Origin of the sequence: Pseudomonas sp. SORT22 (assembly GCF_018417635.1) — a bacterium.
Lineage (GTDB): Bacteria > Pseudomonadota > Gammaproteobacteria > Pseudomonadales > Pseudomonadaceae > Aquipseudomonas.
This window is the reverse complement of sequence record NZ_CP071007.1, coordinates 4247776-4272301: the sequence shown is the minus strand read 5'-3', so window position 1 is coordinate 4272301 and position 24526 is coordinate 4247776. Positions and strand designations below refer to the sequence as shown.

Annotated in this window: 29 protein-coding genes; 27 read left to right on the top strand and 2 right to left on the bottom strand. The window is 63.1% G+C overall.

Going from position 1 to position 24526, the window contains the following annotated elements; all coding sequences use genetic code 11:
* Window position 1: 1 nt before the first annotated feature.
* The 22 genes from fliL (at window position 2) to JYG36_RS19390 (ending at window position 19639) form a co-directional block, all read left to right on the top strand.
* Window positions 2-496, top strand: a complete 495-nt coding sequence (fliL, locus tag JYG36_RS19495; RefSeq protein WP_045200300.1) for a flagellar basal body-associated protein FliL — start codon at window positions 2-4, stop codon at window positions 494-496.
* Window positions 497-505: 9 nt separating this feature from the next.
* Window positions 506-1474, top strand: coding sequence for a flagellar motor switch protein FliM (fliM, locus tag JYG36_RS19490; RefSeq protein ID WP_045200301.1), 969 nt, complete (start codon window positions 506-508; stop codon window positions 1472-1474).
* Window positions 1475-1520: 46 nt separating this feature from the next.
* Window positions 1521-1991: a flagellar motor switch protein FliN gene (fliN, locus tag JYG36_RS19485; protein ID WP_093385593.1), complete on the top strand. Its 471-nt coding sequence runs from the start codon at window positions 1521-1523 to the stop codon at window positions 1989-1991.
* Window positions 1992-2444: a flagellar biosynthetic protein FliO gene (gene fliO, locus JYG36_RS19480; RefSeq protein ID WP_082075484.1), complete on the top strand. Its 453-nt coding sequence runs from the start codon at window positions 1992-1994 to the stop codon at window positions 2442-2444.
* The gene (gene fliP, locus JYG36_RS19475) at window positions 2444-3196 is read left to right on the top strand and encodes a flagellar type III secretion system pore protein FliP (RefSeq protein WP_038996372.1); all 753 of its coding nucleotides are present in this window, start codon (window positions 2444-2446) and stop codon (window positions 3194-3196) included. The genes fliO and fliP overlap by 1 nt, the downstream gene beginning before the upstream one ends.
* Before the next feature lie 21 nt (window positions 3197-3217).
* Entirely contained in the window at window positions 3218-3487 is a 270-nt protein-coding gene (gene fliQ, locus JYG36_RS19470) for a flagellar biosynthesis protein FliQ (RefSeq protein WP_038996371.1), read from the top strand.
* 7 nt (window positions 3488-3494) lie between these two features.
* Window positions 3495-4271, top strand: coding sequence for a flagellar biosynthetic protein FliR (gene fliR / locus JYG36_RS19465; RefSeq protein ID WP_045200306.1), 777 nt, complete (start codon window positions 3495-3497; stop codon window positions 4269-4271).
* Between the two features lie 2 nt (window positions 4272-4273).
* Window positions 4274-5410 (top strand): flagellar biosynthesis protein FlhB, encoded by a 1137-nt coding sequence (gene flhB, locus JYG36_RS19460; protein ID WP_045200308.1) that lies wholly within the window; start codon window positions 4274-4276, stop codon window positions 5408-5410.
* Between the two features lie 132 nt (window positions 5411-5542).
* Window positions 5543-7672, top strand: coding sequence for a flagellar biosynthesis protein FlhA (flhA, locus tag JYG36_RS19455; RefSeq protein WP_045200310.1), 2130 nt, complete (start codon window positions 5543-5545; stop codon window positions 7670-7672).
* An 11-nt stretch (window positions 7673-7683) separates the two neighbouring features.
* The gene (gene flhF / locus JYG36_RS19450; RefSeq protein ID WP_213602055.1) at window positions 7684-8994 is read left to right on the top strand and encodes a flagellar biosynthesis GTPase FlhF; all 1311 of its coding nucleotides are present in this window, start codon (window positions 7684-7686) and stop codon (window positions 8992-8994) included.
* Window positions 8995-9114: 120 nt separating this feature from the next.
* Window positions 9115-9948 (top strand): flagellar synthesis regulator FleN, encoded by an 834-nt coding sequence (gene fleN / locus JYG36_RS19445; RefSeq protein WP_016393812.1) that lies wholly within the window; start codon window positions 9115-9117, stop codon window positions 9946-9948.
* On the top strand, window positions 9945-10685 hold the full coding sequence (gene fliA / locus JYG36_RS19440; protein ID WP_010225024.1) for an RNA polymerase sigma factor FliA: 741 nt from the start codon (window positions 9945-9947) through the stop codon (window positions 10683-10685). Before fleN ends, fliA begins: the two co-directional genes overlap by 4 nt.
* Window positions 10686-10788: 103 nt before the next feature.
* On the top strand, window positions 10789-11163 hold the full coding sequence (locus tag JYG36_RS19435) for a chemotaxis response regulator CheY (RefSeq protein ID WP_036990294.1): 375 nt from the start codon (window positions 10789-10791) through the stop codon (window positions 11161-11163).
* A gap of 19 nt (window positions 11164-11182) precedes the next feature.
* Window positions 11183-11971, top strand: a complete 789-nt coding sequence (locus JYG36_RS19430; protein ID WP_045200319.1) for a protein phosphatase CheZ — start codon at window positions 11183-11185, stop codon at window positions 11969-11971.
* A 12-nt stretch (window positions 11972-11983) separates the two neighbouring features.
* On the top strand, window positions 11984-14215 hold the full coding sequence (locus JYG36_RS19425) for a chemotaxis protein CheA (RefSeq protein WP_195883375.1): 2232 nt from the start codon (window positions 11984-11986) through the stop codon (window positions 14213-14215).
* A 45-nt stretch (window positions 14216-14260) separates the two neighbouring features.
* Entirely contained in the window at window positions 14261-15379 is a 1119-nt protein-coding gene (locus tag JYG36_RS19420) for a protein-glutamate methylesterase/protein-glutamine glutaminase (RefSeq protein ID WP_045200324.1), read from the top strand.
* Window positions 15379-16119, top strand: a complete 741-nt coding sequence (locus JYG36_RS19415) for a flagellar motor protein (RefSeq protein WP_045200326.1) — start codon at window positions 15379-15381, stop codon at window positions 16117-16119. The genes JYG36_RS19420 and JYG36_RS19415 overlap by 1 nt, the downstream gene beginning before the upstream one ends.
* Before the next feature lie 3 nt (window positions 16120-16122).
* Entirely contained in the window at window positions 16123-17010 is an 888-nt protein-coding gene (gene motD, locus JYG36_RS19410) for a flagellar motor protein MotD (protein WP_045200328.1), read from the top strand.
* Window positions 17011-17055: 45 nt separating this feature from the next.
* Window positions 17056-17844, top strand: a complete 789-nt coding sequence (locus JYG36_RS19405) for a ParA family protein (protein WP_045200330.1) — start codon at window positions 17056-17058, stop codon at window positions 17842-17844.
* On the top strand, window positions 17844-18701 hold the full coding sequence (locus JYG36_RS19400; protein ID WP_213602053.1) for a CheW domain-containing protein: 858 nt from the start codon (window positions 17844-17846) through the stop codon (window positions 18699-18701). Before JYG36_RS19405 ends, JYG36_RS19400 begins: the two co-directional genes overlap by 1 nt.
* Before the next feature lie 64 nt (window positions 18702-18765).
* Window positions 18766-19245, top strand: coding sequence for a chemotaxis protein CheW (locus JYG36_RS19395; RefSeq protein WP_010225041.1), 480 nt, complete (start codon window positions 18766-18768; stop codon window positions 19243-19245).
* Window position 19246: 1 nt separating this feature from the next.
* Entirely contained in the window at window positions 19247-19639 is a 393-nt protein-coding gene (locus JYG36_RS19390) for a DUF2802 domain-containing protein (protein ID WP_038996358.1), read from the top strand.
* A gap of 75 nt (window positions 19640-19714) precedes the next feature.
* On the opposite strand, the gene JYG36_RS19385 is transcribed toward JYG36_RS19390, so the two are convergent.
* Window positions 19715-20047: an EscU/YscU/HrcU family type III secretion system export apparatus switch protein gene (locus JYG36_RS19385; protein WP_045200334.1), complete on the bottom strand. Its 333-nt coding sequence runs from the start codon at window positions 20045-20047 to the stop codon at window positions 19715-19717.
* Window positions 20044-21612: a flagellar hook-length control protein FliK gene (fliK, locus tag JYG36_RS19380; RefSeq protein WP_213602051.1), complete on the bottom strand. Its 1569-nt coding sequence runs from the start codon at window positions 21610-21612 to the stop codon at window positions 20044-20046. The genes JYG36_RS19385 and fliK overlap by 4 nt, the downstream gene beginning before the upstream one ends.
* Before the next feature lie 214 nt (window positions 21613-21826).
* On the opposite strand from fliK, the gene ccmA reads away from it, so the two are divergent.
* Genes ccmA through ccmE form a run of 5 tightly spaced genes read left to right on the top strand, consistent with a single transcriptional unit; the run spans window position 21827 to window position 24518 of the window.
* A complete protein-coding gene (gene ccmA, locus JYG36_RS19375) occupies window positions 21827-22408 on the top strand; it encodes a cytochrome c biogenesis heme-transporting ATPase CcmA (RefSeq protein WP_249744446.1) in 582 nt (193 codons plus the stop codon).
* Window positions 22405-23073, top strand: coding sequence for a heme exporter protein CcmB (gene ccmB / locus JYG36_RS19370; RefSeq protein WP_213602049.1), 669 nt, complete (start codon window positions 22405-22407; stop codon window positions 23071-23073). Before ccmA ends, ccmB begins: the two co-directional genes overlap by 4 nt.
* Before the next feature lie 43 nt (window positions 23074-23116).
* Window positions 23117-23893, top strand: coding sequence for a heme ABC transporter permease (locus JYG36_RS19365; protein ID WP_038996353.1), 777 nt, complete (start codon window positions 23117-23119; stop codon window positions 23891-23893).
* Entirely contained in the window at window positions 23890-24066 is a 177-nt protein-coding gene (ccmD, locus tag JYG36_RS19360) for a heme exporter protein CcmD (RefSeq protein ID WP_038996352.1), read from the top strand. Before JYG36_RS19365 ends, ccmD begins: the two co-directional genes overlap by 4 nt.
* Window positions 24063-24518 (top strand): cytochrome c maturation protein CcmE, encoded by a 456-nt coding sequence (gene ccmE / locus JYG36_RS19355; protein ID WP_045200340.1) that lies wholly within the window; start codon window positions 24063-24065, stop codon window positions 24516-24518. The genes ccmD and ccmE overlap by 4 nt, the downstream gene beginning before the upstream one ends.
* Window positions 24519-24526: the final 8 nt, after the last annotated feature.

The window sequence follows — 24526 nt, the reverse complement described above, 5'->3', positions numbered from 1 at the left end:
CATGGCGAAGAGCGAAGCAGAGAAAGACCCCGCCGCTACAGGCAAACTCAAGCTGATCCTGCTGTTGGTGCTGGCATTGCTGCTTGCCATCGGCCTGTCGGTCGGCGCCACCTGGTTCTTCCTGCACAAGTCCGAGGATAAGCCTGCGGTCGATCCGGCCCTGGCCAACCTCAAGCCGGCAGCGATCTACGAGCCGCTGGCACCGGCCTTCGTGGTCAACTTCAACCAGAACGGCCGCCAGCGCTACATGCAGGTGAGCATCACCATGCAGGGGCGTGACCAGGCAGCGCTGGATGCCCTCAAGGTGCATATGCCGGTGATTCGCAACAACCTGGTCATGATGTTCTCGGGCCAGGGCTTCGACACCCTGTCCAGCCCGGTCGGCCAGGAAATGCTGCGCCAGAAGGCCACTGCCAGTGTCCAGGAAGTGGCGCAGAAGGAAGTCGGCAAGCCGGTCATCGACCAGTTGCTGTTCACCAATTTCGTATTGCAGTAGGAGCCCCAGATGGCCGTGCAGGACCTGCTGTCCCAGGATGAAATCGATGCTTTGCTGCATGGCGTCGACGATGGTCTGGTGCAAACCGAAAGCAATGCCGAGCCCGGCAGTGTCAAAAGTTATGACCTGACCAGCCAGGATCGGATCGTCCGCGGTCGCATGCCGACCCTGGAAATGATCAACGAGCGGTTTGCCCGCTATACCCGCATCAGTATGTTCAACCTGCTGCGCCGCTCTGCGGACGTGGCGGTCGGCGGCGTGCAGGTGATGAAGTTCGGCGAGTACGTGCATTCGCTGTACGTGCCCACCAGCCTCAACCTGGTGAAGATCAAGCCGTTGCGCGGTACCTCGCTGTTCATCCTCGACGCCAAGCTGGTGTTCAAGCTGGTGGATAACTTCTTTGGTGGCGACGGTCGTCACGCCAAGATCGAAGGTCGCGAGTTCACCCCGACCGAGTTGCGCGTGGTGCGCATGGTCCTCGACCAGGCCTTCGTTGACCTCAAGGAGGCCTGGCAGGCGATCATGCCGGTCAACTTCGAGTACATCAACTCCGAGGTCAACCCGGCCATGGCCAACATCGTCGGGCCGAGCGAGGCGGTGGTGGTTTCGACCTTTCACATCGAGCTCGATGGCGGTGGCGGCGACCTGCACGTGACCATGCCGTACTCGATGATCGAGCCGGTGCGCGAGATGCTCGATGCCGGTTTCCAGTCCGATCTGGACGACCAGGACGAGCGCTGGATCAAGGCCCTGCGCGAAGACGTGCTGGACGTCAGCGTGCCGCTCAGCGCCACGGTTGCCCGTCGCCAGCTGAAGCTGCGCGACATCCTGCACATGCAGCCGGGCGATGTGATTCCGGTCGAGCTGCCGGATGAGCTGATCCTGCGGGCCAACGGCGTGCCGTCGTTCAAGGCCAAGCTGGGTTCGCACAAGGGCACCCTGGCCCTGCAGATTATCGATCCGATCGAGCGCCGCTGAGGCGCTCGTGGTTCCAACTCCGAATTGATTGCCCGTCGAGGACAAAATGGCTAACGAAAACGACATCACCTCCCCGGAGGACCAGGCCCTGGCCGATGAATGGGCTGCGGCCCTGGAAGAAACCGGCGATGCCGGCCAGTCCGACATCGACGCCTTGCTCGCTGCCGATAGCGCCGCCAGCGCACCGGCGTCCAGCCGCCTGGCCATGGAAGAGTTCGGCAGTTCGCCGCGCAGCAACGAACAGGTCACCCTCGATGGTCCGAACCTGGATGTGATCCTGGATATTCCGGTGAGCATTTCCATGGAGGTCGGCAGTACCGAGATCAACATCCGCAACCTGCTGCAACTCAACCAGGGTTCGGTGATCGAGCTCGACCGCCTGGCCGGCGAGCCGCTGGACGTGCTGGTCAACGGCACTCTGATTGCGCACGGCGAAGTGGTGGTGGTCAACGAAAAGTTCGGCATCCGCCTGACGGACGTGATCAGCCCGAGCGAACGCATCAAGAAGCTGCGCTGAGTGAGCAAGCTCCTGCGCAACGGCCTGGGCCTGGCCTGCGGCCTGTACGTGGATGTCGCCCTGGCTGCCACGCAGCCGGCGGCTGCGGTAGTGGCACCGGCAAGCAGTGGCAGCGCGGCAGGGCAGTTGACCCAGCTGGTGCTGGGGCTGCTGCTGGTGCTGGGGTTGATCTTCGTCCTCGCCTGGCTGCTGCGCCGGGTGCAGAACGCCGCGCCCGGCAGTGGCCAGGTGATCGAGATCCTCGGTAGCCGTTCGCTGGGGCCGCGTGATCGGCTGTTGCTGATCCAGGTCGGCAAGGAGCAGATCCTCATCGGCCATTCGCCAGGCACCATCGAGGCCTTGCATGTCATGGCCGAGCCGGTTGAAGTGCCCGCCAGTGCGCGCCAGGCAACACCAGAATTCGCCCAGCGGCTGATGGAGCTGATGGGCAAGGATCAGAAGGGAAGGTCGTGATGGGCGCGTTGCGCATGATGTTGACGCTGCTGCTGATGCTGGCGGCGCCGCTGGCCCTGGCGGCTGATCCACTGTCGATCCCGGCGATCACCCTGTCCAGCGGGGCCGACGGCCAGCAGGAGTATTCGGTCAGCCTGCAGATCCTGCTGATCATGACCGCGCTGAGTTTCATCCCGGCGTTCGTCGTGCTGATGACCAGCTTTACCCGCATCATCATTGTCTTTTCCATTCTGCGCCAGGCCCTGGGCCTGCAGCAGACGCCGTCGAACCAGATCCTCAACGGCATGGCGCTGTTCCTGACCCTGTTCATCATGGCGCCGGTGTTCGACCGCATCAATCAGGAGGCCGTGCAGCCCTACCTGGCCGAGAAGCTCAGCGCCCAGGATGCGATCAGCAAGGCCCAGGCGCCGTTGAAGAACTTCATGCTGGCGCAGACCCGCGAAAGCGATCTGGACCTGTTCATGCGCCTGTCCAAGCGCACCGACATCGCCAGCCCCGATCAGGCGCCATTGACCATCCTGGTGCCGGCCTTCGTCACCTCGGAGCTCAAGACCGCGTTCCAGATCGGCTTCATGATCTTCATCCCGTTCCTGATCATCGACCTGGTGGTCGCCAGTGTGCTGATGGCCATGGGTATGATGATGTTGTCGCCGCTGATCATCTCGTTGCCGTTCAAGATCATGCTGTTCGTCCTGGTCGATGGCTGGGCGCTGATCATGGGTACCCTGGCCGGCAGTTTCGGCGGCGTCTGACGCCGCGAGGAGAAGAAGTCCATGACCCCTGAAGTGGCTGTCGACCTGTTTCGCGATGCGTTGTGGCTGACCACCTTGATGGTTGCCATCCTGGTGGTGCCGAGCCTGCTGGTGGGGCTGATCGTGGCGATGTTCCAGGCTGCCACGCAGATCAACGAACAGACCCTGAGCTTCCTGCCGCGCCTGCTGGTGATGTTGGTGACGCTGATCGTGGTCGGCCCGTGGCTGGTGCAGAAATTCATGGAATACATTCTGTCGTTGTACGGCAGCATTCCGCAGCTGATCGGCTGACCCGGCGATGCTTGAGCTGACCGACGCGCAGATCGGCGCCTGGGTGGCCAGTTTCATTCTGCCGTTGATTCGCGTCACGGCGGTGCTGATGACCATGCCTATTTTCGGTACCACCCTGGTGCCGACACGTATCCGCATGTATTTCGCTCTGGCAATCACCGTGGTCATCGTTCCCGGCCTGCCGCCGATGCCGGTGGTCGAATCGCTGGATCTCAGGGCAATGTTGCTGGTGGCCGAGCAGATCATCATTGGCGCCGTGTTTGGTATGGCGCTGCAACTGTTCTTCCAGATTTTCGTGATCGCCGGGCAGATCGTCGCAATCCAGATGGGCATGGCCTTCGCCTCCATGGTCGATCCGGCCAACGGTGTCAACGTGGCGGTGGTCAGCCAGTTCCTGACCATGCTGGTGACCTTGCTGTTCCTTGCCATCAACGGCCATCTGGTGGTCTTCGAAGTGCTGACCGAGAGCTTTACCACCTTGCCGGTGGGCGGCGGTGTGCTGGTCAATCATTTCTGGGACCTGGCCGGGCGCCTGGGTTGGGTGCTGGGTGCAGCCATGCTGTTGGTATTGCCGGCGGTGACCGCGTTGCTGGTGGTCAACATTGCCTTTGGCGTGATGACCCGGGCGGCGCCGCAGTTGAACATCTTTTCCATCGGTTTTCCGCTGACCCTGGTGCTGGGGATGGTGATCTTCTGGATCACCCTGGCCGATATTCTTCCTCACTATCAGTCACTGGCTTCCGAAGCCTTGCAGTGGCTGCGTGAACTGGCACGGGCGCGCTGAGCATGGCAGAAAGCGAAAGCGGTCAGGACAAAACAGAAGACCCCACCGACAAGCGCAAGAAGGACGCGCGCGAGAAGGGCGAGATTGCCCGTTCCAAGGAGCTCAACACGGTCGCGGTGACCCTGGCGGGCGCTGGAGCGCTGCTGGCGTTTGGCGGTGGCCTGGCGCAAACCCTGATGGAGCTGATGCGCATCAATTTCAGCTTGTCCCGCGAGGTGCTCATCGATGAGCGGTCCATGGGCATTTTCCTCATGGCCTCCGGCAAGATGGCCTTGCTCGCGACTCAGCCGGTATTGCTGGTGCTGCTGATTGCGGCAATCATCGGCCCGGTGTCGCTGGGGGGGTTCCTGTTTTCCAGCAGCTCCCTGGCACCGAAGTTCAGCCGCATGAACCCGCTATCGGGGATCAAGCGGATGTTCTCGGTCAACGCCTTGTCCGAGCTGCTCAAGGCGCTGGCCAAGTTCTTCATGATTCTGATCGTCGCCCTGACGGTGTTGTCGGCTGATCGCGATGACCTGCTGGCGATTGCCAACGAGCCGCTGGAGCAGGCGATCATCCATAGCGTCCAGGTAGTTGGCTGGAGTGCGCTGTGGATGGCAGCGGGGCTGTTGATCATTGCCGCGGTGGACGTGCCGATCCAGCTCTGGCAGGCGCACAAGAAGCTGCTGATGACCAAGCAAGAGGTGCGCGACGAGTACAAGGACTCCGAAGGCAAGCCCGAGGTCAAGCAGCGCATTCGCCAACTGCAGCGCGAGGCTTCGCAGCGGCGGATGATGGCGGCGATTCCCGAGGCTGACGTGATCATCACCAACCCGACCCACTATGCCGTGGCGCTCAAGTACGACCCGGAGAAGGGCGCGGCGCCGCTGCTGCTGGCCAAGGGTGCCGACTTCATAGCCCTGAAAATTCGCGAGATCGCCAACGAGCACAAGATCCAGGTGCTCGAATCGCCGGCGCTGGCGCGTTCGATCTACTACTCCACCGAGCTTGAAGAAGAGATTCCTGCCGGTTTGTACCTGGCAGTGGCCCAGGTGCTGGCCTACGTCTACCAGATCCGCCAGTATCGCGCCGGCAAGGGCAAGCCGCCGGAGCCGCTCAAGGATCTGCCGATCCCGCCGGATTTGCGTCGCGATTCCTGATCGGCGCTGCCTGCGCGGCAGCCCTGAGCCACTCAAACCACCTCGTTTGGCAAAGTTGGAAAGCTTCTTGCAAAGGCAGCGCTGCGCGCCTCAAACGCGTCAAAGTTTTGCTTGAGCTAACGAGGAATACCGGTGGATCGCTCTCAGTTAATCAACAGTGCCCGTAGCAACCTGGTCGGTCTAGGCCGGGGTAACCTGGGTGTGCCGCTGTTGCTGCTGGTGATGCTGGCAATGATGATGTTGCCGATCCCGCCGTTTTTGCTCGACGTGTTCTTCACCTTCAACATCGCCTTGTCGATCGTGGTCCTGCTGGTCTGCGTCTACGCCCTGCGCCCGCTGGACTTCGCCGCGTTCCCGACCATCCTGCTGGTGGCGACGCTGTTGCGCCTGGCGCTCAACGTGGCGTCCACGCGGGTGGTGATGCTCCACGGCCATGACGGCCACGAGGCCGCCGGTAAGGTGATCCAGGCCTTCGGCGAGGTGGTGATCGGCGGTAACTACGTGGTCGGTATCGTCGTCTTCGCGATCCTGATGATCATCAACTTCGTGGTGGTCACCAAAGGTGCCGGGCGTATTTCCGAAGTGAGCGCGCGCTTCACCCTCGACGCCATGCCCGGCAAGCAGATGGCCATCGACGCCGACCTCAACGCCGGCCTGATCGACCAGGCCCAGGCCAAGGCGCGGCGCGCCGAAGTGGCCGGCGAGGCCGAGTTCTATGGTTCGATGGACGGTGCCAGCAAGTTTGTTCGCGGTGACGCCATCGCCGGCCTGTTGATCCTGTTCATCAACCTGATCGGCGGCATGGCCGTCGGTATGTTCCAGCACAACATGACCTTTGCCGACGCCGGCAAGGTCTATGCACTGTTGACCATCGGTGACGGTTTGGTGGCGCAGTTGCCCTCGCTGTTGCTGTCCACCGCGGCGGCGATCATGGTTACCCGCGCCTCGGGCTCCGAGGACATGGGCAAGCAGATCAACCGGCAGATGTTCGATTCGCCCAAGGCCCTGGCGGTGTCGGCTGGCCTGATGATCGTCATGGGCCTGGTGCCGGGCATGCCGCACATCGCCTTCCTGAGCCTCGGCCTGCTGGCCGCCGGCGGCGCCTACCTGGTGTGGCGCAAGCAGAACCAGGCCAAGCTCAAGGCCCTGGAAGAGGTGCAGCGCCAGCAGGACCTGCTGCCATCGCCACAGCGCGCGATGGAAACCAAGGAGCTGGGCTGGGATGACGTCACCCCGATCGACATGATCGGCCTAGAGGTCGGCTACCGGCTGATTCCGCTGGTCGATCGCAACCAGGGCGGCCAGTTGCTGGCGCGGATCAAGGGCGTGCGCAAGAAGCTGTCCCAGGACCTGGGTTTTCTTATGCCCACGGTGCACATTCGCGACAACCTCGATCTGGCGCCCAGTGCCTACCGCCTGACCCTGATGGGGGTGATCCTGGCCGAGGCCGAGATCTACCCGGACCGCGAGCTTGCGATCAACCCGGGGCAGGTGTTCGGTACCCTCAATGGTATTGCCGCCCGCGATCCGGCCTTTGGCCTGGAAGCGGTGTGGATCGACGTCAACCAGCGCAGCCAGGCGCAGTCGCTGGGCTACACGGTGGTGGACGCCAGTACGGTGGTCGCCACCCACCTCAACCAGATTCTGCACAAGCACTGCCATGAGCTGATCGGCCACGAAGAAGTGCAGCAACTGCTGCAGGTGCTGGCCAAGGCTTCGCCCAAGCTTGCCGAAGAGCTGGTGCCGGGCGTCATTTCCTTGTCGGGCCTGCTCAAAGTGCTGCAGGCATTGCTCGCCGAGCAGGTTCCGGTGCGTGACATTCGCAGCATTGCCGAAGCCATCGCCAACAACCCGGGCAAGAGTCAAGATACCGCCGCGCTGGTGGCGGTGGTGCGCGTCGGATTGTGTCGCGCTATCGTGCAAAGCATTGTCGGCGTTGAGTCCGAGCTGCCTGTGATCACCCTTGAGCCAAGATTGGAACAGATTTTGCTCAATAGTTTGCAAAGGGCTGGGCAAGGCCAGGAAGACGGTGTTCTTCTGGAGCCGAGCATGGCCGAAAAGCTTCAGCGTTCGTTGATCGAAGCCGCCCAGCGTCAGGAGATGCAAGGGCAGCCGGCGATCCTCCTGGTCGCAGGACCGGTACGAGCCATGCTGTCGCGCTTCGGTCGCCTGGCTGTACCGAATTTGCATGTTTTGGCGTATCAGGAAATACCTGACAACAAGCAAGTTACCATCGTCGCCACAGTGGGCCCGAACGGCTGAGGTAGTGGGTTATGCAAGTTAAGCGTTTTTTCGCCGCCGATATGCGTCAGGCCATGAAGCTGGTTCGCGATGAGCTGGGGGCCGATGCCGCCATCATTGGCAACCGACGGATTGCTGGCGGTGTCGAGCTGACGGCTGCGCTGGACTACAAGCTGTCCGCCCTGGCGCCACGGGTGCCGAATGTCGAGCTCGAAGACGAGCTGCGCAAGACCCAGTCGCGCATCGTCACCGCCCAGGCCGAGCTGAGCAGCCGTAGCGAGAGCGAAGATGGCAATCGCCAGCTGTTTGCCGGCTTGCCGCTGACCGCTTCCGAGCCGCTGGTCGACCCGCAGGTCGAAGCGCCGGCCGTGCCTGCTGCACCGGCCGCGGCACCCATCGACCCGCGCCTGTTCGACTCGATGCGCTCGGAGCTGTCGGGCCTGCGCGAACTGCTTGAAGTCCAGCTCGGCTCGCTGGCCTGGAGCCAGTTGCAGGGCAACAAGCCGCAGCAGGCCAACCTCTGGCGCCGCCTGCAGCGCATCGGCCTGTCCGGGCCGATTGCCCGCGAACTGCTCGAGCTGACCACCGAAATCGAAGAGCCGCGTCATGCCTGGCGCATGCTCCTGGCGCACCTGGCGCGGATGATCCAGGTGCCGGAAATCGAACCGATCGAAGAAGGCGGTGTCATTGCCATGGTCGGTCCGGCCGGCATGGGCAAGACCACCACCCTGGCCAAGCTCGCCGCGCGCTACGTGCTCAAGTACGGCGCGCAGAACCTGGCCCTGGTGAGCATGGACAGTTTCCGTATCGGCGCCCAGGAGCAGCTCAAGACCCTGGGGCGGATCCTCAACGTTTCGGTTACTCACGTCGACCCGGGCCAGTCGCTGGCCCAGGCCCTCGACCCGCTGCTGCGCAAGCGCGTGGTACTGATCGATACCGCCGGCCTGCAAGCCAGCGACCCGGCGCTGCGCATGCAGCTGGAAACCCTTGCCGGGCGCGGGATTCAGGCCAAGAATTACCTGGTACTGGCAACCACCAGCCAGAAACAGGTGCTGACCGCCGCCTACCACAGCTACAAGCGCTGCGGCCTGGCCGGTTGCATCCTGACCAAGCTAGATGAAACCGCCAGCCTCGGCGAAGTATTGAGCCTGGCAATCAGTCACGAACTGCCGGTGGCCTATCTTACCGATGGCCCGCGCATTCCTGACGACCTGCACCTGCCGCGCCGGCACCAGTTGGTCAGCCGCGCAGTGAGCGTGCAGATGCAGGACGAGCCCAGCGAAGAGGCCATGGCCGACATGTTCGCTGATCTCTACCACAGCTCCGGCAAACGCGTGGGCTGAGGGGAATATGAATACGTTGCAAAGTACCTACATCAATGGTCTGCCAGGCATTTTTCAGGTGTTGAAAGCGCAGCCCAGTCATGTGGCCTCGGTCTAAGTAAGACAAGGTAAAGAACAAACATGGGTAGCATGCATCCCGTACAGGTGATCGCCGTGACCGGCGGCAAAGGTGGCGTTGGCAAGACTAACGTGTCAGTGAACCTGTCATTGGCGCTGGCTGAGCTTGGCCGTCGGGTCATGCTGCTGGACGCCGACCTGGGCCTGGCCAACGTTGATGTGCTGCTGGGCCTGACGCCCAAGCGCACCCTGGCCGATGTCATTGAAGGCCGTTGCGAACTGCGCGACGTGCTGCTGCAAGGCCCCGGCGGTGTGCGCATCGTGCCGGCGGCCTCGGGCACGCAGAGCATGGTGCACCTGGCTCCGGCCCAGCACGCCGGCCTGATCCAGGCCTTCAGCGAGATCGGCGACAACCTCGATGTGCTGGTGATCGACACCGCTGCAGGTATCGGTGACTCGGTAGTCAGTTTTGTCCGCGCCGCCCAGGAAGTGCTGCTGGTGGTGTGCGACGAGCCCACTTCGATCACTGACGCCTACGCGCTGATCAAGCTGCTCAACCGCGATTACGGCATGAACCGCTTCCGCGTCCTCGCCAACATGGCCCAGAGCCCTCAGGAAGGGCGCAACCTGTTCGCCAAGTTGACCAAGGTCACTGATCGCTTCCTCGATGTCGCCCTACAATACGTCGGTGCGGTGCCTTACGACGAATGTGTGCGCAAGGCGGTGCAGAAGCAGCGAGCGGTCTATGAAGCCTTCCCGCGTTCCAAGTGCGCGCTGGCATTCAAGGCCATTGCCCAGAAGGTCGATAGCTGGCCGCTGCCTGCCAACCCACGGGGGCACCTGGAGTTCTTCGTCGAGCGCCTGGTGCAACCGACGAGTGCGGGTCCGGTGCTATGAACGCCAGTGGTTATCGGATGTACAGCAAGGCTTCGCGTGACGCCCAGTACGAACTGATCGAGCGTTACGCGCCGCTGGTCAAGCGCATCGCCTACCACTTGCTGGCACGTCTGCCGGCCAGTGTGCAGGTGGAGGACCTGATCCAGGCCGGGATGATCGGCCTGCTCGAAGTCGCCAACAAGTATGACGCCAGCAAGGGGGCCAGTTTCGAGACCTACGCCGGCATCCGCATCCGTGGCGCCATGCTCGATGAAGTGCGCAAGGGCGACTGGGCGCCGCGTTCGGTACACCGCAATACCCGCATGGTCAGTGACGCGATTCGTGCAATTGAAGCAAAAACCGGCCGTGACGCTAAAGATCACGAGGTTGCTGCCGAACTTCAATTGAGTCTCGATGATTATTACGGGATTTTGAATGACACCCTGGGCAGCCGCCTGTTCAGTTTCGACGACCTGTTGCAGGACGGCGAACATGAAGGCCTGCACGAGGACGGTGCCAGTGCCCAGCTCGAGCCTTCGCGCGATCTGGAAGACGAGCGTTTTCAGGCAGCCCTGGCCGATGCCATCGCCAACCTGCCGGAACGCGAGCGTCTGGTCCTGGCGCTGTACTACGACGAAGAGCTCAACCTCAAGGAGATCGGTGAGGTCCTGGGGGTGAGCGAGTCGCGTGTCAGCCAGTTGCACAGCCAGTGCGCGGCACGTTTGCGTGGTCGCCTGGGGGAATGGCGGGCGCGTTGAACGCAGGTTCGATGCAGTCGTGAAATGTAGTGCCGAATTGATTGAATGCGCGTTCCGCGCTGAACGCGTTAAAGACTGCTTGGAGGTCTAATTGAACAAAGACATGAAAATCCTCATCGTGGACGACTTTTCGACGATGCGGCGGATCATCAAGAACCTGTTGCGTGATCTGGGCTTTACCAACACCCAGGAAGCCGACGACGGCAACACCGCACTGCCGATGCTCGAAAGCGGTCATTTCGACTTTCTGGTGACCGACTGGAACATGCCTGGCATGTCCGGTATCGACCTGCTGCGCAAAGTGCGTGCCGATGAGCGCCTCAAGCACCTGCCGGTGCTGATGGTGACTGCCGAAGCCAAGCGCGAGCAGATCATCGAAGCCGCCCAGGCCGGGGTCAACGGCTACGTGGTCAAGCCGTTCACTGCCCAGGTGCTGAAAGAAAAGATCGAAAAGATCTTCGAGCGCGTCAATAGCTGAGGTACGCCACGGGGGCGCTATGGAGCAAACACAATCATCCTTGGGCGAGTTTGAGTCGACACTCAAGAAACACGCCCGGGAACTGGTCGACAGCCTTGAACGAGGCAAGTTCGGCGACGCGGTGCAACTGATCCATCAGCTGAACCAGACCCGTGACCTTGGCCTGTATCAGGAAGTCGGCAAACTCACCCGCGAGCTGCACAGCGCGATCGTCAGTTTCCAGATCGACCCGCACATGCCGCAAGCCGAGGAAGTGTCGCAGATCACCGATGCGACCGAACGCCTGTCCTACGTGGTCAAGCTGACCGAGGGCGCGGCCAACCGCACCATGGACCTGGTCGAAGCCAGCACGCCGGTACTCAACGAACTGAGCGACGAGGCCAAGGCGCTGAGTGTCGACTGGCAGCGCTTCATGCGCCGCGAAGTGGCGGCACCGGAGTTCCGTGAGCTGGCCAAGCGTGTCGACAGTTTCCTGACGCGCAGCGAGGAGGGCAACCGCAAGGTCGCCAGCCACCTCAATGACATTCTTCTGGCTCAGGACTACCAAGACCTGACCGGCCAGGTGATCAAACGCGTCACGGCGCTGGTCACCGAAGTAGAAAGCAATCTGCTCAAGCTCGTGCTGATGGCAAGTCAAGTTGACCGTTTTGCCGGTATCGAACATGACCACCAGCAGCTGCGCGCTGAAAAAGATCAAGAAAAACATCCGACTCGGGGTGAAGGTCCGCAGATTCATGCCGATAAGCGTGAAGACGTTGTGTCCGGTCAGGACGATGTCGACGATCTGCTGTCCAGTCTGGGTTTTTAGGGAGCACGTTTAATGAGCTTCGGCGCCGATGAAGAAATCCTTCAGGATTTCCTGGTAGAAGCCGGCGAAATTCTTGAGCAACTGTCCGAGCAATTGGTCGAGCTGGAAAGCCGACCGGATGATGCCGACCTGCTCAATGCGATCTTTCGCGGTTTTCACACTGTAAAAGGGGGCGCCGGCTTCCTCCAGCTCAACGAGCTGGTGGAGTGCTGCCATATCGCCGAAAACGTGTTCGACATCCTGCGCAAGGGTGCCCGACGCGTCGACTCCGAACTGATGGACGTGGTCCTGGAAGCCCTGGACACGGTCAACAGCATGTTCGGCCAGGTTCGCGAGCGCAGCGACATCACCCCGGCGACCCCAGAGCTGCTGGCGGCGCTGTCGCGCCTGGCCGAGCCTGCCGGGGAAGACGAGGCGCCAGCCCCTGCCGCTGAGCCCGAGGTGCTTGAAGCGCCGGCGGCCGAGGCCGAGGCGGACATCACCGACACCGAATTCGAGCAACTGCTCGACTCGCTCAATGCAGTCAAGGCCGAGGCACAAGCCCAGGACGCCGAGCCTGCCGGTGACGAAATCACCGACGCCGAGTTCGAGTCGCTGCTTGACCAGTTGCACGGCAAGGGCCAGTTCGCCGCCGACAACCTCGGCGGCGCGGCTGAAGCACCGGCTGCTGCAGCTGCCGCTGGCGATGTCAGTGGCGACATCACCGACGATGAATTCGAAGCGCTGCTCGACCAGTTGCACGGCAAGGGTACTTTTGCCGTCGATGCACTGCCGGGCGCTGCTGCCGCGCCTGTGGAAGCCTGCGCGCCTGCCGCGGCTGGCGATCACATCTCCGAGCACGAGTTCGAAGCGCTGCTCGACGAACTGCACGGCAAGGGCAAGTTTGCGCCGGACGCAGTAGCCACGGCTGCACCAGCTGCCAGCGCAGCACCTGCGAAAGCGGCGGCCAAGCCTGCGCCAGCACCTGCCGCCAAGCCAGCTGCTGCGCCAGCCCCTGCGGCCAAAGCAGCGGCTGCGGCGCCTGCACCTGCACGCCAGGCCGCTCCGGCTGCCGAAAAGCACCCTGCCAGCGAAACCGAAACCACCGTACGGGTCGACACCGCGCGGCTCGACGAGATCATGAACATGGTCGGCGAGCTGGTGCTGGTGCGTAACCGCCTGGTGCGTCTGGGCCTGAACAGTGGCGACGAGGCCATGTCCAAGGCCGTGTCGAACCTCGACGTGGTGACCGCCGACCTGCAGACCGCGGTGATGAAAACCCGCATGCAGCCGATCAAGAAGGTCTTCGGACGCTTCCCGCGCCTGGTTCGCGACCTGGCCCGGCAGTTGAAGAAAGAAATCAACCTGGAGCTGGTCGGCGAAGAGACCGACCTCGACAAGAACCTCGTCGAGGCCCTGGCCGACCCGCTGGTGCACTTGGTGCGCAACGCCGTCGACCATGGCGTCGAAACCCCGGAAGAGCGCGAAGCCTCGGGCAAGTCCCGCGGCGGCAAGGTAGTGCTCTCGGCCGAACAGGAAGGCGACCACATCCTGCTGTCGATCTCCGATGACGGCAAGGGCATGGACGCCGACGTGCTGCGCGCCATTGCGGTCAAGCGCGGAGTGATGGACAAGGACGCCGCCGATCGCCTGAGCGAGACCGAGTGCTACAACCTGATCTTCGCCCCGGGCTTCTCGACCAAGACCGAGATTTCCGACGTGTCCGGGCGTGGCGTGGGCATGGACGTGGTGAAAACCAAGATTTCCCAGCTCAACGGCTCGATCAACATCTACTCGACCAAGGGCCTGGGCTCGAAGATCGTCATCAAGGTGCCGCTGACCCTGGCGATCATGCCGACGCTGATGGTCATGCTCGGCAACCAGGCGTTCGCCTTCCCGTTGGTCAACGTCAACGAGATCTTCCACCTCGACCTGTCGCGCACCAACGTGGTCGACGGCCAGGAAGTGGTGATCGTGCGTGACAAGGCCTTGCCGCTGTTCTACCTCAAGCGCTGGCTGGTCAGCTCGGCCGCTCATGAAGAGCAGCGCGAGGGCCATGTGGTGATCCTTTCGGTGGGTACCCAGCGGATCGGCTTCGTCGTCGATCAACTGGTGGGCCAGGAAGAAGTGGTCATCAAGCCGCTGGGCAAGATGCTCCAGGGCACCCCGGGCATGTCGGGCGCCACCATTACCGGTGACGGGCGCATTGCGCTGATCCTCGACGTACCGAGCATGCTCAAGCGTTACGCCGCCCGGCGTATTTGATTCTGGTGGCGCGGCTCACATGCCGCGCCCCCTAATGGAGTGTTTATGGCAGTCAAGGTCCTGGTGGTGGATGATTCCGGTTTCTTCCGCCGCCGCGTCTCGGAAATTCTTTCAGCGGACCCGACTATCCAGGTCGTCGGTACCGCGACCAATGGCAAGGAAGCGATCGACCAGGCGCTGTCGCTCAAGCCCGATGTCATCACCATGGACTACGAAATGCCCATGATGGATGGCATCACCGCCGTGCGTCACATCATGCAGCGTTGCCCGACCCCGGTGCTGATGTTCTCCTCGCTGACCCACGAAGGCGCCCGCGTCACCCTCGATGCGCTGGATGCCGGTGCGGTCGACTACCTGCCGAAGAACTTCGAAGACATCTCGCGCAACCCGGAGAAGGTCAAGCAACTGCTGTGTGAAAAGGTTCATACCATTTCCCGCAGCAACCGTCGTTTCAGTGCCTACGCAAGCCCGGCGCCCGCGCCGCAGCCAGCCGCCCAACCTGCCGTCAGCAGCCTGGGCAGCACGCCTGCACCACGCGCCGCAGCACCTGTGCGCGCAGCGGCTGCGCCAGCATCGAGTGCTTCGCCGGCACCCAAGCGCAAACCCTACAAGCTGGTTGCCATCGGTACTTCCACCGGCGGCCCGGTTGCCCTGCAGCGGGTTCTGACCCAGTTGCCGGCCAACTTCCCGGCGCCGATCGTGCTGATCCAGCACATGCCGGCGGCCTTTACCAAGGCGTTTGCCGAGCGCCTCGACAAGCTGTGCAAGATCAGCGTCAAGGAAGCCGAGGACGGCGACATGCTGCGCCCGGGCCTGGCCCTGCTGGCCCCTGGCGGCAAGCAGATGATGGTCGACGGCCGCGGCACGGTGAAGATCCTGCCGGGCGACGAGCGCCTGAATTACAAACCGTGCGTGGACATCACCTTTGGTTCGGCGGCCAAGTCCTATGGCGACAAGGTGCTGTCGGTGGTGCTCACCGGCATGGGCGCCGACGGCCGCGAAGGTGCGCGCCTGCTCAAGCAGGGCGGTAGCACCGTGTGGGCCCAGGATGAAGCCAGCTGCGTGATCTACGGCATGCCCATGGCCATCGTCAAAGCCAACCTGGCAGACGCCGTGTATGGCCTGGACGAGATCGGCAAGCACCTGGTCGAGGCCTGCGTCTGATGGATGTCTTGAGCCTTATCGGGATCATCCTGGCCTTTGTCGCCATCGTTGGCGGCAACTACCTCGAAGGCGGCCACCTGTCGGCACTGCTCAATGGCCCGGCGGCCTTGATCGTGCTCGGCGGCACCCTGGCGGCGGCCTTGCTGCAATCGCCGATGAGCGCCTTCAAGCGCGCGCTGCAGATCGTGCGCTGGATCCTGTTCCCGCCACGGGTCGACCTGGCTGGCGGTATCGACCGGGTCGTCAACTGGTCGCTGACCGCACGCAAGGAAGGCCTGCTGGGCCTGGAAGGCGTCGCCGATGCCGAGCCGGACCCGTACGCACGCAAAGGTCTGCAGTTGCTGGTCGACGGCGCCGAGCCGGAAGCCATTCGCAGCATTCTCGAGGTGGATTTCTACACCCAGGAAAGCCGCGACGTGCAGGCCGCCAAGGTGTTCGAGAGCATGGGCGGCTATGCGCCGACCATCGGTATCATCGGTGCGGTGATGGGCCTGATTCACGTCATGGGCAATCTTGCTGACCCGTCGCAGTTGGGCAACGGCATTGCCGTGGCCTTCGTCGCCACCATTTACGGTGTTGCCAGTGCCAACCTGATCCTGCTGCCGATCGCCAACAAGCTCAAGGCCCTGGCCCTGCGTCAGTCGCGCTACCGGGAAATGCTTCTGGAAGGCTTGCTGTCGATCGCCGAAGGCGAAAACCCGCGCTCGATCGAGCTGAAGCTTCAGGGCTTCATGGAGTAACACATGGCGCGCCGTCGACAACCCGAAGAGCATGAAAACCACGAACGCTGGCTGGTGTCCTACGCCGACTTCATCACCTTGCTGTTTGCCTTCTTCGTGGTCATGTATTCGATCTCGTCGATCAACGAGGGCAAGTACAAGGTCATTTCCCAGGCGCTGATCGGCGTGTTCAACGACCCCGAGCGGAGCATGAAGCCGATCCCCATTGGCGACGAGCGCCCGCTCAGCGTCAAGCCGGCCGAGCCGTTGATCAAGGACAGCGAGCAGGTCGATGCGGGCCTGGCGCAAACCAGCAGCGACCCGCTCAAGACCATCACCGATGACGTGCGCGACGCCTTCGGCGACCTGATCAAGTCCGACCAGATGACCGTGCGCGGCAACGAGCTGTGGGTCGAGATCGAACTCAATTCGTCGCTGCTGTTCGGCAGCGGCGACGCCATGCCCAGCGACGTCGCGTTCAACATCATCGAGAAGGTGGCGAAGATCCTCAAGCCGTTCGCCAACCCGGTGCACGTCGAAGGCTTTACCGACGACCTGCCGATTCGCACCGCGCAGTACCCGACCAACTGGGAGCTGTCATCGGCACGGGCGGCGAGTATCGTCCGCCTGCTGGCGATGGAAGGGGTGAACCCGGCGCGCATGGCATCGGTCGGTTACGGCGAGTTCCAGCCGATCGCCGCCAACGACAGCGCTGAAGGCCGGGCGCGCAACCGACGGGTGGTGCTGGTGATCTCGCGCAACCTCGAAGTACGCCGCAGCCTGACTGGCACTGGCAGCGCCAATGCCACCCCGGACGCGGCGATGAAGCGGGCTGGCACACAAACTGCACCGCCAGCGGTAGCACCGACGGTGGGCGACAATCGCGTCAATTCCCCGTCACCGACCCTATAACCGATCCCGGCAGGGCAGGCTGCCGTACCGGGAGGAAGCAACGCAATGAGAGTCTGGGCAGTAGCCAATCAAAAAGGTGGAGTCGGCAAGACCACCACGTCCATCGCCCTGGCCGGCCTGCTGGCCGAGGCGGGCAAGCGTGTGGTTGTAGTCGACCTCGACCCGCACGGGTCGATGACCAGCTACTTCGGGCACAACCCCGATGCGCTGGAGCACAGTTGCTACGACCTGTTCCTGCACAAGGGCACCGTGCCCGAGGGCTTGCCCGGGCAATTGCTGTTGCCCACCAGCGACGAGAAAATCTCGCTGCTGCCCTCGAGCACCGCCCTGGCCGTGCTTGAGCGCCAGTCGCCGGGCCAGAGTGGCCTGGGCCTGGTGATCGCCAAGTCTCTGGCGCAGCTTTGGCAGGATTTCGACTACGCCATCATCGACAGCCCGCCGTTGCTCGGCGTGCTGATGGTCAACGCCCTGGCGGCCAGCCAGCAGTTGGTGATCCCGGTGCAAACCGAGTACCTGGCGGTCAAGGGCCTGGAGCGCATGGTCAGCACCCTGGCGATGGTCAACCGCTCGCGCAAGCAGGCCTTGCCTTACCACATCGTGCCGACCCTGTTCGACCGCCGTACCCAGGCCTCGATGGGTACCTTGCGGGTGCTGCGCGACGCTTACCCCGAGCATATCTGGCAAGGCTACATCCCGGTCGACACGCGCCTGCGTGACGCCAGCCGGGCTGGCTTGACACCCTCGCAGTTCGACGGCAAAAGCCGCGGCGTGGTGGCTTACCGCGCCTTGCTCAAGCACCTGCTGACGCAGAACCTCGCCTTGCAGGTGGCCTGATGAATCGTCCTCAACAGCTTGCCAGCCGGCCGCAGATGGCCCTGCAGAGCTACCTCGATGGCTTGCTGCAGGAGGCCACCGAAGAACTCGACGAAGTGCTGCCAGCTTCGGTTGAGCCCGACGAATTCCAGGCGGCTGTGCGCGAAGAGCAGGCCCGTGATGCCCAGGTGGCGGCCCAGGCCGCGGTAAAACCCGAACCACGGCCGTTTGCCGAGCCATCTCGGCCGGTATTGCCGCTGACCTTGCCAGCGGTTGTCGAGCCTGTGCTGGAGCCTGTGGTCGAAGTGCCTGAGGTTGCCCAGGTCGCACCGGTCGAGCCGCTGGTGGACGTGCACCTGCCGCCGGCGCCCAATCAACCGGTACCGCCGGCCACCATCGATGGCCGTCCGGCCTGGGCCGCCGAGCCGTTCGAATGCCTGCTGTTCGATGTTGCCGGCCTGACCCTGGCGGTACCGCTGGTGTGCCTGGGCTCGATCTACTCGCTGGCCGGCCATGAACTGACACCACTGTTCGGCCAGCCTGACTGGTTCCTTGGCATCCTGCCGAGCCAGAGCGGCAACCTCAAGGTATTGGACACCGCCCGCTGGGTCATGCCCGACCGCTACCGGGACGACTTTCGCCAGGGCCTGCAGTACGTGATTTCGGTCCAGGGCTACGAATGGGGCCTGGCGGTGCATCAGGTCAGCCGTTCGCTGCGCCTGGATCCCAACGAGATCAAGTGGCGCAGCCAGCGTGGCCAGCGGCCATGGCTGGCCGGCACCGTGATTGAACACATGTGCGCGTTGCTCGACGTCGCCGAGCTGGCCGAGTTGATCGCCAGTGGCGCAGTCAAGCAACTGCACAACACCCATAAATAATCGGCCGCATCTGCCGCGACCGCACTGAGCACACCGCCGATGGCGGAATTTGAGGGATAGGGGAATGAAAAAATCGTCTGCACAAGGTTCCGAAGATCCGATCCTGCAGTGGGTGACCTTCAAACTGGACAACGAGTCCTACGGCATCAATGTGATGCAGGTGCAGGAAGTCCTGCGCTACACCGAGATCGCCCCGGTCCCGGGTGCCCCGAGCTACGTGCTGGGCATCATCAACCTGCGCGGTAACGTGGTCACCGTGATCGACACCCGCCAGCGCTTCGGCCTGCTGTCCAGCGAGATCACCGACAACACCCGTATCGTCATCATCGAAGCCGACAAGCAAGTGGTCGGCATTCTGGTCGACAGCGTTGCCGAAGTGGTTTACCTGCGTCAGTCGGAAATCGAGACCGCGCCGAATGTCGGCAACGAAGAATCGGCCAAGTTCATCCAGGGTGTGTGCAACAAGAACAACGAACTGCTGATTCTGGTCGAGCTGGACAAAATGATGACCGAGGAAGAGTGGTCCGAGCTGGAGAACATCTGAGTTGATCCTCGAGGTTGCAGTCATATTTCTGGCGCTGCTCTGGGCGGTCAGCCTGTGGTTCTTCCTGAACTACAGCAAGCGCCAGCGCGAGCTGGCCGCGCAACAGGCCCAGGGCGATGCCGTGCGTGACCAGCGCATCAAGGACCTGGCCAAAAGCCTGGACGACTACCAGAACGGCAGCGTGCGTATGGGCGAAGCCCTGCACGAGCTGCGCGCGGTGGTTGCGCCCTTGCCGGACAAGCTCCTGCAACTGGAGCAGCGTGACCCCAACAGCCTGTCGTTTGCGCAAGCGGCGCGGCTGGTGGGCATGGGTGCCAGCGTCGATGAGCTGACCCAGTCCTGTGGTTTGACCCAGGCTGAGGCGGAGTTGATGAGCAAGTTGCACCGCAGCTGAGGGTTGCAGTGAATCAATCGCGGGGCAAGCCCGCTCCTACACTTTGTGTGGGAGCGGGCTTGCCCCGCGATGCTTTCAGGTACCCGGCAATCTCAGGTCGGTAGGGGTGATATCGCGCTCCTGCGGCCCCTCGTCGACAAACCCCACCGGCACCTTGCCCTTGAGCTGCCAGGCAAAAGCGATGATTTCGGCGATGGTCAGGTACAGGGCCTCGGGGATCTGATCGCCCAATTCCATGCGCGCCAACAGGCGCACCAGTTCGGCGTTCTCGTAGATCGGCACTTCATGCTCGCGGGCAATCTTCAGGATTGCCTCGGCCAGCTCGTCGTCGCCCTTGGCGCTGAGGGTCGGGGCCTGCTGACCGTCGTAAGTCAGGGCGATGGCCTGGCGTGGGTTCTTGTCGCTCATGCCTGTTCATCCACCCATCGTTGTTCCAGGTGCGTACGCGGCCCCTGGGGCGGTGTGCCGTGATGGCAGTGCAGTTCGGTAACGTTCAGGCCACGGGCCAGCAAGCGTTCGCGCAAGTTGCCAAGCTGGCTTTCGATCAATTGCGCAGTGCTCGGCCGTTCGGCCCATAGCTGGCTCGACAGGCTGCCCTGGGTGATTTGCGCCTGCACCTGCAGTGGCCCCAGTGGATCGAGATCGAAGGCCAGCTCAATGCGCCAGAGCATTTCCAGTGGATCGCGACGCTCGCGTTCCGGGTCGCTTTGCTGCTCCGGGGTTTCTTCGCGCTGCAGCTTCATTTGCAGCGGCATGAAGTCCTGACCGTTGCGCAGGGGGATTTCCAGTTGCCAGGTGGTCTGCAGGTTGCCATCGGCGGTGGTGCCGGTCTGCTCAAGGCTTGCCAGCTGATGGCTTTGCAGGCGCGAGATGGCTGAGGCGGCCAGGCGCAACAGGTGCTCGAGGTCGCCTTCCCCGTCCTGGCTTGGCAATGACCGTGAGGGCAGGGGGAAACCGCCGGGCTGTGGCCGCGGGCTGACCTGGCCGAGCATGCCCAGGGCGCTGCGGACCATGCCGGGCATGACCTGGGCCAGGGTACTGGCGGCCGCGGCGGGGTTGAAGGTGGCGTTGCCCGGCAGCCCCGGCAGCAGTTGCGCCACCAGGCGCGTCACCTGCGCCTTGAGGTCAGGTGCGAGTGTCGCGGGCAGCCCGGCCAGCAGCTTGGCCTCAAGAAACACGCCGCTGTTGCTCAGGGCCTGGGCCAGGCCTTTAGGGTCGCTGAGCTGACGCACATCCGGCAGGCTGGCCAGCAACTTGTCGACGTTGACGCGTACCTCGGCGGGCTGATTGTTATCGCTGCGCACCTGCTGCAGGGCGCTGAGCAAACCCTGCAGTGAGGCTTGGCGGCTCTGCTGGCTACTCAATTGCTGGCTGATTGCCAGTTGTTCCTGGCGGCCGCTGAGCGGCACGAAGTTCAGCGACTGATCGCCCTGCACCCGGGCACTGAGCAAGCTGCCCACCGTTAGCGGACGCGGGCTGTCGATGGCCAGGGTGGCGCCAGCCTGCGGGCCGCCGAGCAAAGTGACCAGCGAGCGAAACTGCGACAGTTGGCCGGCGTTTGCCGGCAATGCCTGGCTGGTAACGACCTTGCCTTGCAGCAGGGTGCCCACCGGCAGCTCGCGGGTGTCGATGCGGGTCAGGGTGGCGACGCTGCTGGCGATGGCTTGCTGCACTGTAATGCTCAGGTTGGCATTGCTGCTCTGGGTGACCGCCAGCTGGCTGCCCTGGGCCAGGGGCAGGGTACTGCTGGCCTGGACATTGGTTTGCTTGCCGTTGTCCTGGGTCAGCTTGAGCAGCATCTGGAAGTCCTGGCCGACCTGGCGCAGGGCCAAGACCTCGGCCTTGGCGGTTTCGCCCGGGGCCAGCAGGGCCTGCTGCGGTTGCAGCAGGCGCAGCAGTTCGCCGGTCATCGCCGAGCGTAGCTGCGGGCTGGCCGGAATCTGTGTGCCGAGGTTGTTGATTTCGCCTGTCATCCGCTCGCAACCTGTTGAAATAGCCCTCTTTGCAGTAGGACATCACATGTATAATGCCGCCCGATCTTTGGCGATCAGCGCGGCCGGGCCACATCGTCGTTGCCAGTATAACGGCAAGGCCGGGACCGACTTGAGACAGGCATCCCATGCATAAGGCGAAACCGTGACCCCTCATCTCCAAGCCGTGGGCCTGGCCTGCGAGCGCGACTGGCGAATGCTCTTCGAAAACCTCGAATTGCACCTGGGCGCAGGCGACATGCTGCAGATCAGCGGCCCCAACGGCAGCGGCAAAACCAGCCTGTTGCGCCTGATGGCCGGGCTCATGAGCCCGACCGCCGGGCAGATTCTAGTCAGCGGCAAGCCGTTGGCCGAACAGCGCAACGAACTGGCGCGGATCCTCCTGTGGATCGGCCACGCCGCCGGCATCAAGGATGTCCTCAGCCCCGAAGAGAACCTCGCCTGGCTCTGCGCCCTGCATCGCCCGGCAGCGCCGGCGGCGATCCGCACGGCCCTTGAAGCGGTCGGCCTGCGCGGCTTCGAAGACGTCCCCTGCCACACCCTGTCGGCCGGCCAGCAACGCCGCGTGGCCCTGGCCCGGCTGTACCTGGACAGCCCGCCGCTGTGGATTCTCGACGAACCGTTCACTGCCCTCGACAAACAGGGCGTGGCCCAGCTCGAAGCGCACCTGGCCGCCCATTGCGAGCAGGGCGGCATGGTCGTGCTGACCACCCACCACACGCTGGAGCGCAAGCCGTCCGGTTACCGTGAACTGAACCTGGGGCAGTGGGCCGCATGAGTGTCTTTGTGCTGTTGTTGCGCCGTGAAGCGCTTCTGTTGTGCCGACGTCCCGCCGAGCTTGCCAACCCGCTGGTGTTCTTCGCCATCGTCGTTGCGCTGTTCCCGTTGGCGGTCGGACCCGAGACTCAATTGTTGCAAACCTTGTCTCCGGGGCTGGTCTGGGTGGCAGCGCTTTTATCGGTTCTGCTCTCGCTGGACGGGCTTTTCCGCAGTGATTTCGAGGATGGCTCGCTCGAACAGTGGGTCCTTTCGTCGCACCCCCTGCCTCTTCTGGTGCTGGCGAAAGTGCTGGCACACTGGGCCTTTTCCGGCCTGGCACTGGTATTGTTGGCACCCTTGCTGGCACTGATGCTAGGTTTGCCTGCGGCGTGCCTGCCGGTACTGCTGGCATCGCTCTTGCTCGGTACCCCGGTACTGAGCCTGTTGGGCGCCGTGGGTGCGGCCCTGACAGTCGGCTTGAAACGTGGCGGCCTGCTGCTGGCGCTACTTATTTTGCCGTTATATATCCCGGTATTGATCCTGGGCAGTGGCGCCTTGCAGGCGGCACTGCAAGCTATGCCGGCGACCGGTTATCTGCTCTGGCTTGGCAGCCTGACCGCCCTGGCAGTAACTCTGGCACCCTTTGCAATAGCGGCTGGCCTGAAGATCAGCGTCGGCGAATAATGAGGTCTGGGCCCAGCCCAGCAAAGACCCTGGATGTACCGTGATGAAAAGCAGCGCAATCAGCTGGACGTGGTTTCACAAACTGGGTTCACCCAAATGGTTCTATTCCATCAGCGGGCGGATGCTGCCGTGGCTGGCGATTGCCGCCATCCTGCTGATCGGCATCGGCGTGGTCTGGGGCCTGGCCTTCGCGCCCCAGGATTACCAGCAAGGTAACAGCTTCCGGATCATCTACATCCACGTGCCGGCGGCGATGCTTGCCCAGTCCTGCTACGTGATGCTGGCGGTGGCCGGGGTGGTGGGCCTGGTGTGGAAGATGAAGATCGCCGACGTCGCCCTGCAATGCGCGGCGCCCATCGGCGCCTGGATGACCGCCGTGGCGCTGGTCACCGGCGCCATCTGGGGCAAGCCGACCTGGGGCAGCTGGTGGGTCTGGGATGCGCGACTGACGTCGATGCTGATCCTGCTTTTTCTGTACTTCGGTCTCATTGCCCTGAGCCATGCCATCAGCAATCGTGAGAGCGCGGCCAAGGCCTGCGCGGTGCTGGCCATCGTCGGGGTGATCAACATCCCGATCATCAAGTACTCGGTGGAGTGGTGGAACACCCTGCACCAGGGCGCCACCTTCACCCTCACCGAAAAGCCGGCGATGCCCGCCGAGATGTGGCTGCCGCTGCTGCTGACGGTGCTGGGTTTCTACTGCTTCTTCGGCGCCGTGCTGTTGTTGCGCATGCGCCTTGAAGTGCTCAAGCGCGAGGCGCGCGCCAGCTGGGTCAAGGAGGAGGTATTGAACAGCCTGGGTCGGGAGATGGCGCGATGAGCTTTGCCTCCTTCAGTGATTTTCTCGCCATGGGCCATCACGGCCTGTACGTCTGGTCGGCCTACGGCATCTGCCTGCTGGTGCTGGCCCTCAACGTCGCCGCGCCGGTGCGCGCCAAGCGCCGTTATTTGCAAGAACAGGCGCGCCGTCTGCGCCGGGAGAACAAACCGTGAATCCGCAGCGTAAAAAGCGTCTGTTCATCATCCTCGGCCTGCTGGCCGGGATTGGCATTGCCGTGGGCCTGGCCCTGAGTGCCCTGCAACAGAACATCAACCTGTTCTACACCCCGACCCAGATCGCCAACGGCGAAGCGCCGCTGGACACCCGCATCCGCGCTGGCGGCATGGTCGAGAAAGGCTCGCTGCAACGCTCCGGCGACTCGCTGGACGTGCGCTTCGTGGTCACCGACTTCAACAAGTCGGTGCCGATCACCTACCGCGGCATCCTCCCCGACCTGTTCCGCGAAGGGCAGGGCATCGTCGCCCTGGGCAAGCTCAACGCCGAAGGCGTGGTAGTGGCCGATGAAGTGCTGGCCAAGCACGACGAGAAATACATGCCGCCAGAGGTCACCAAGGCCCTCAAGGAAAGCGGCCAGGTCGCCACCGATGCCGGAGCCAAGCCATGAATTCGGCA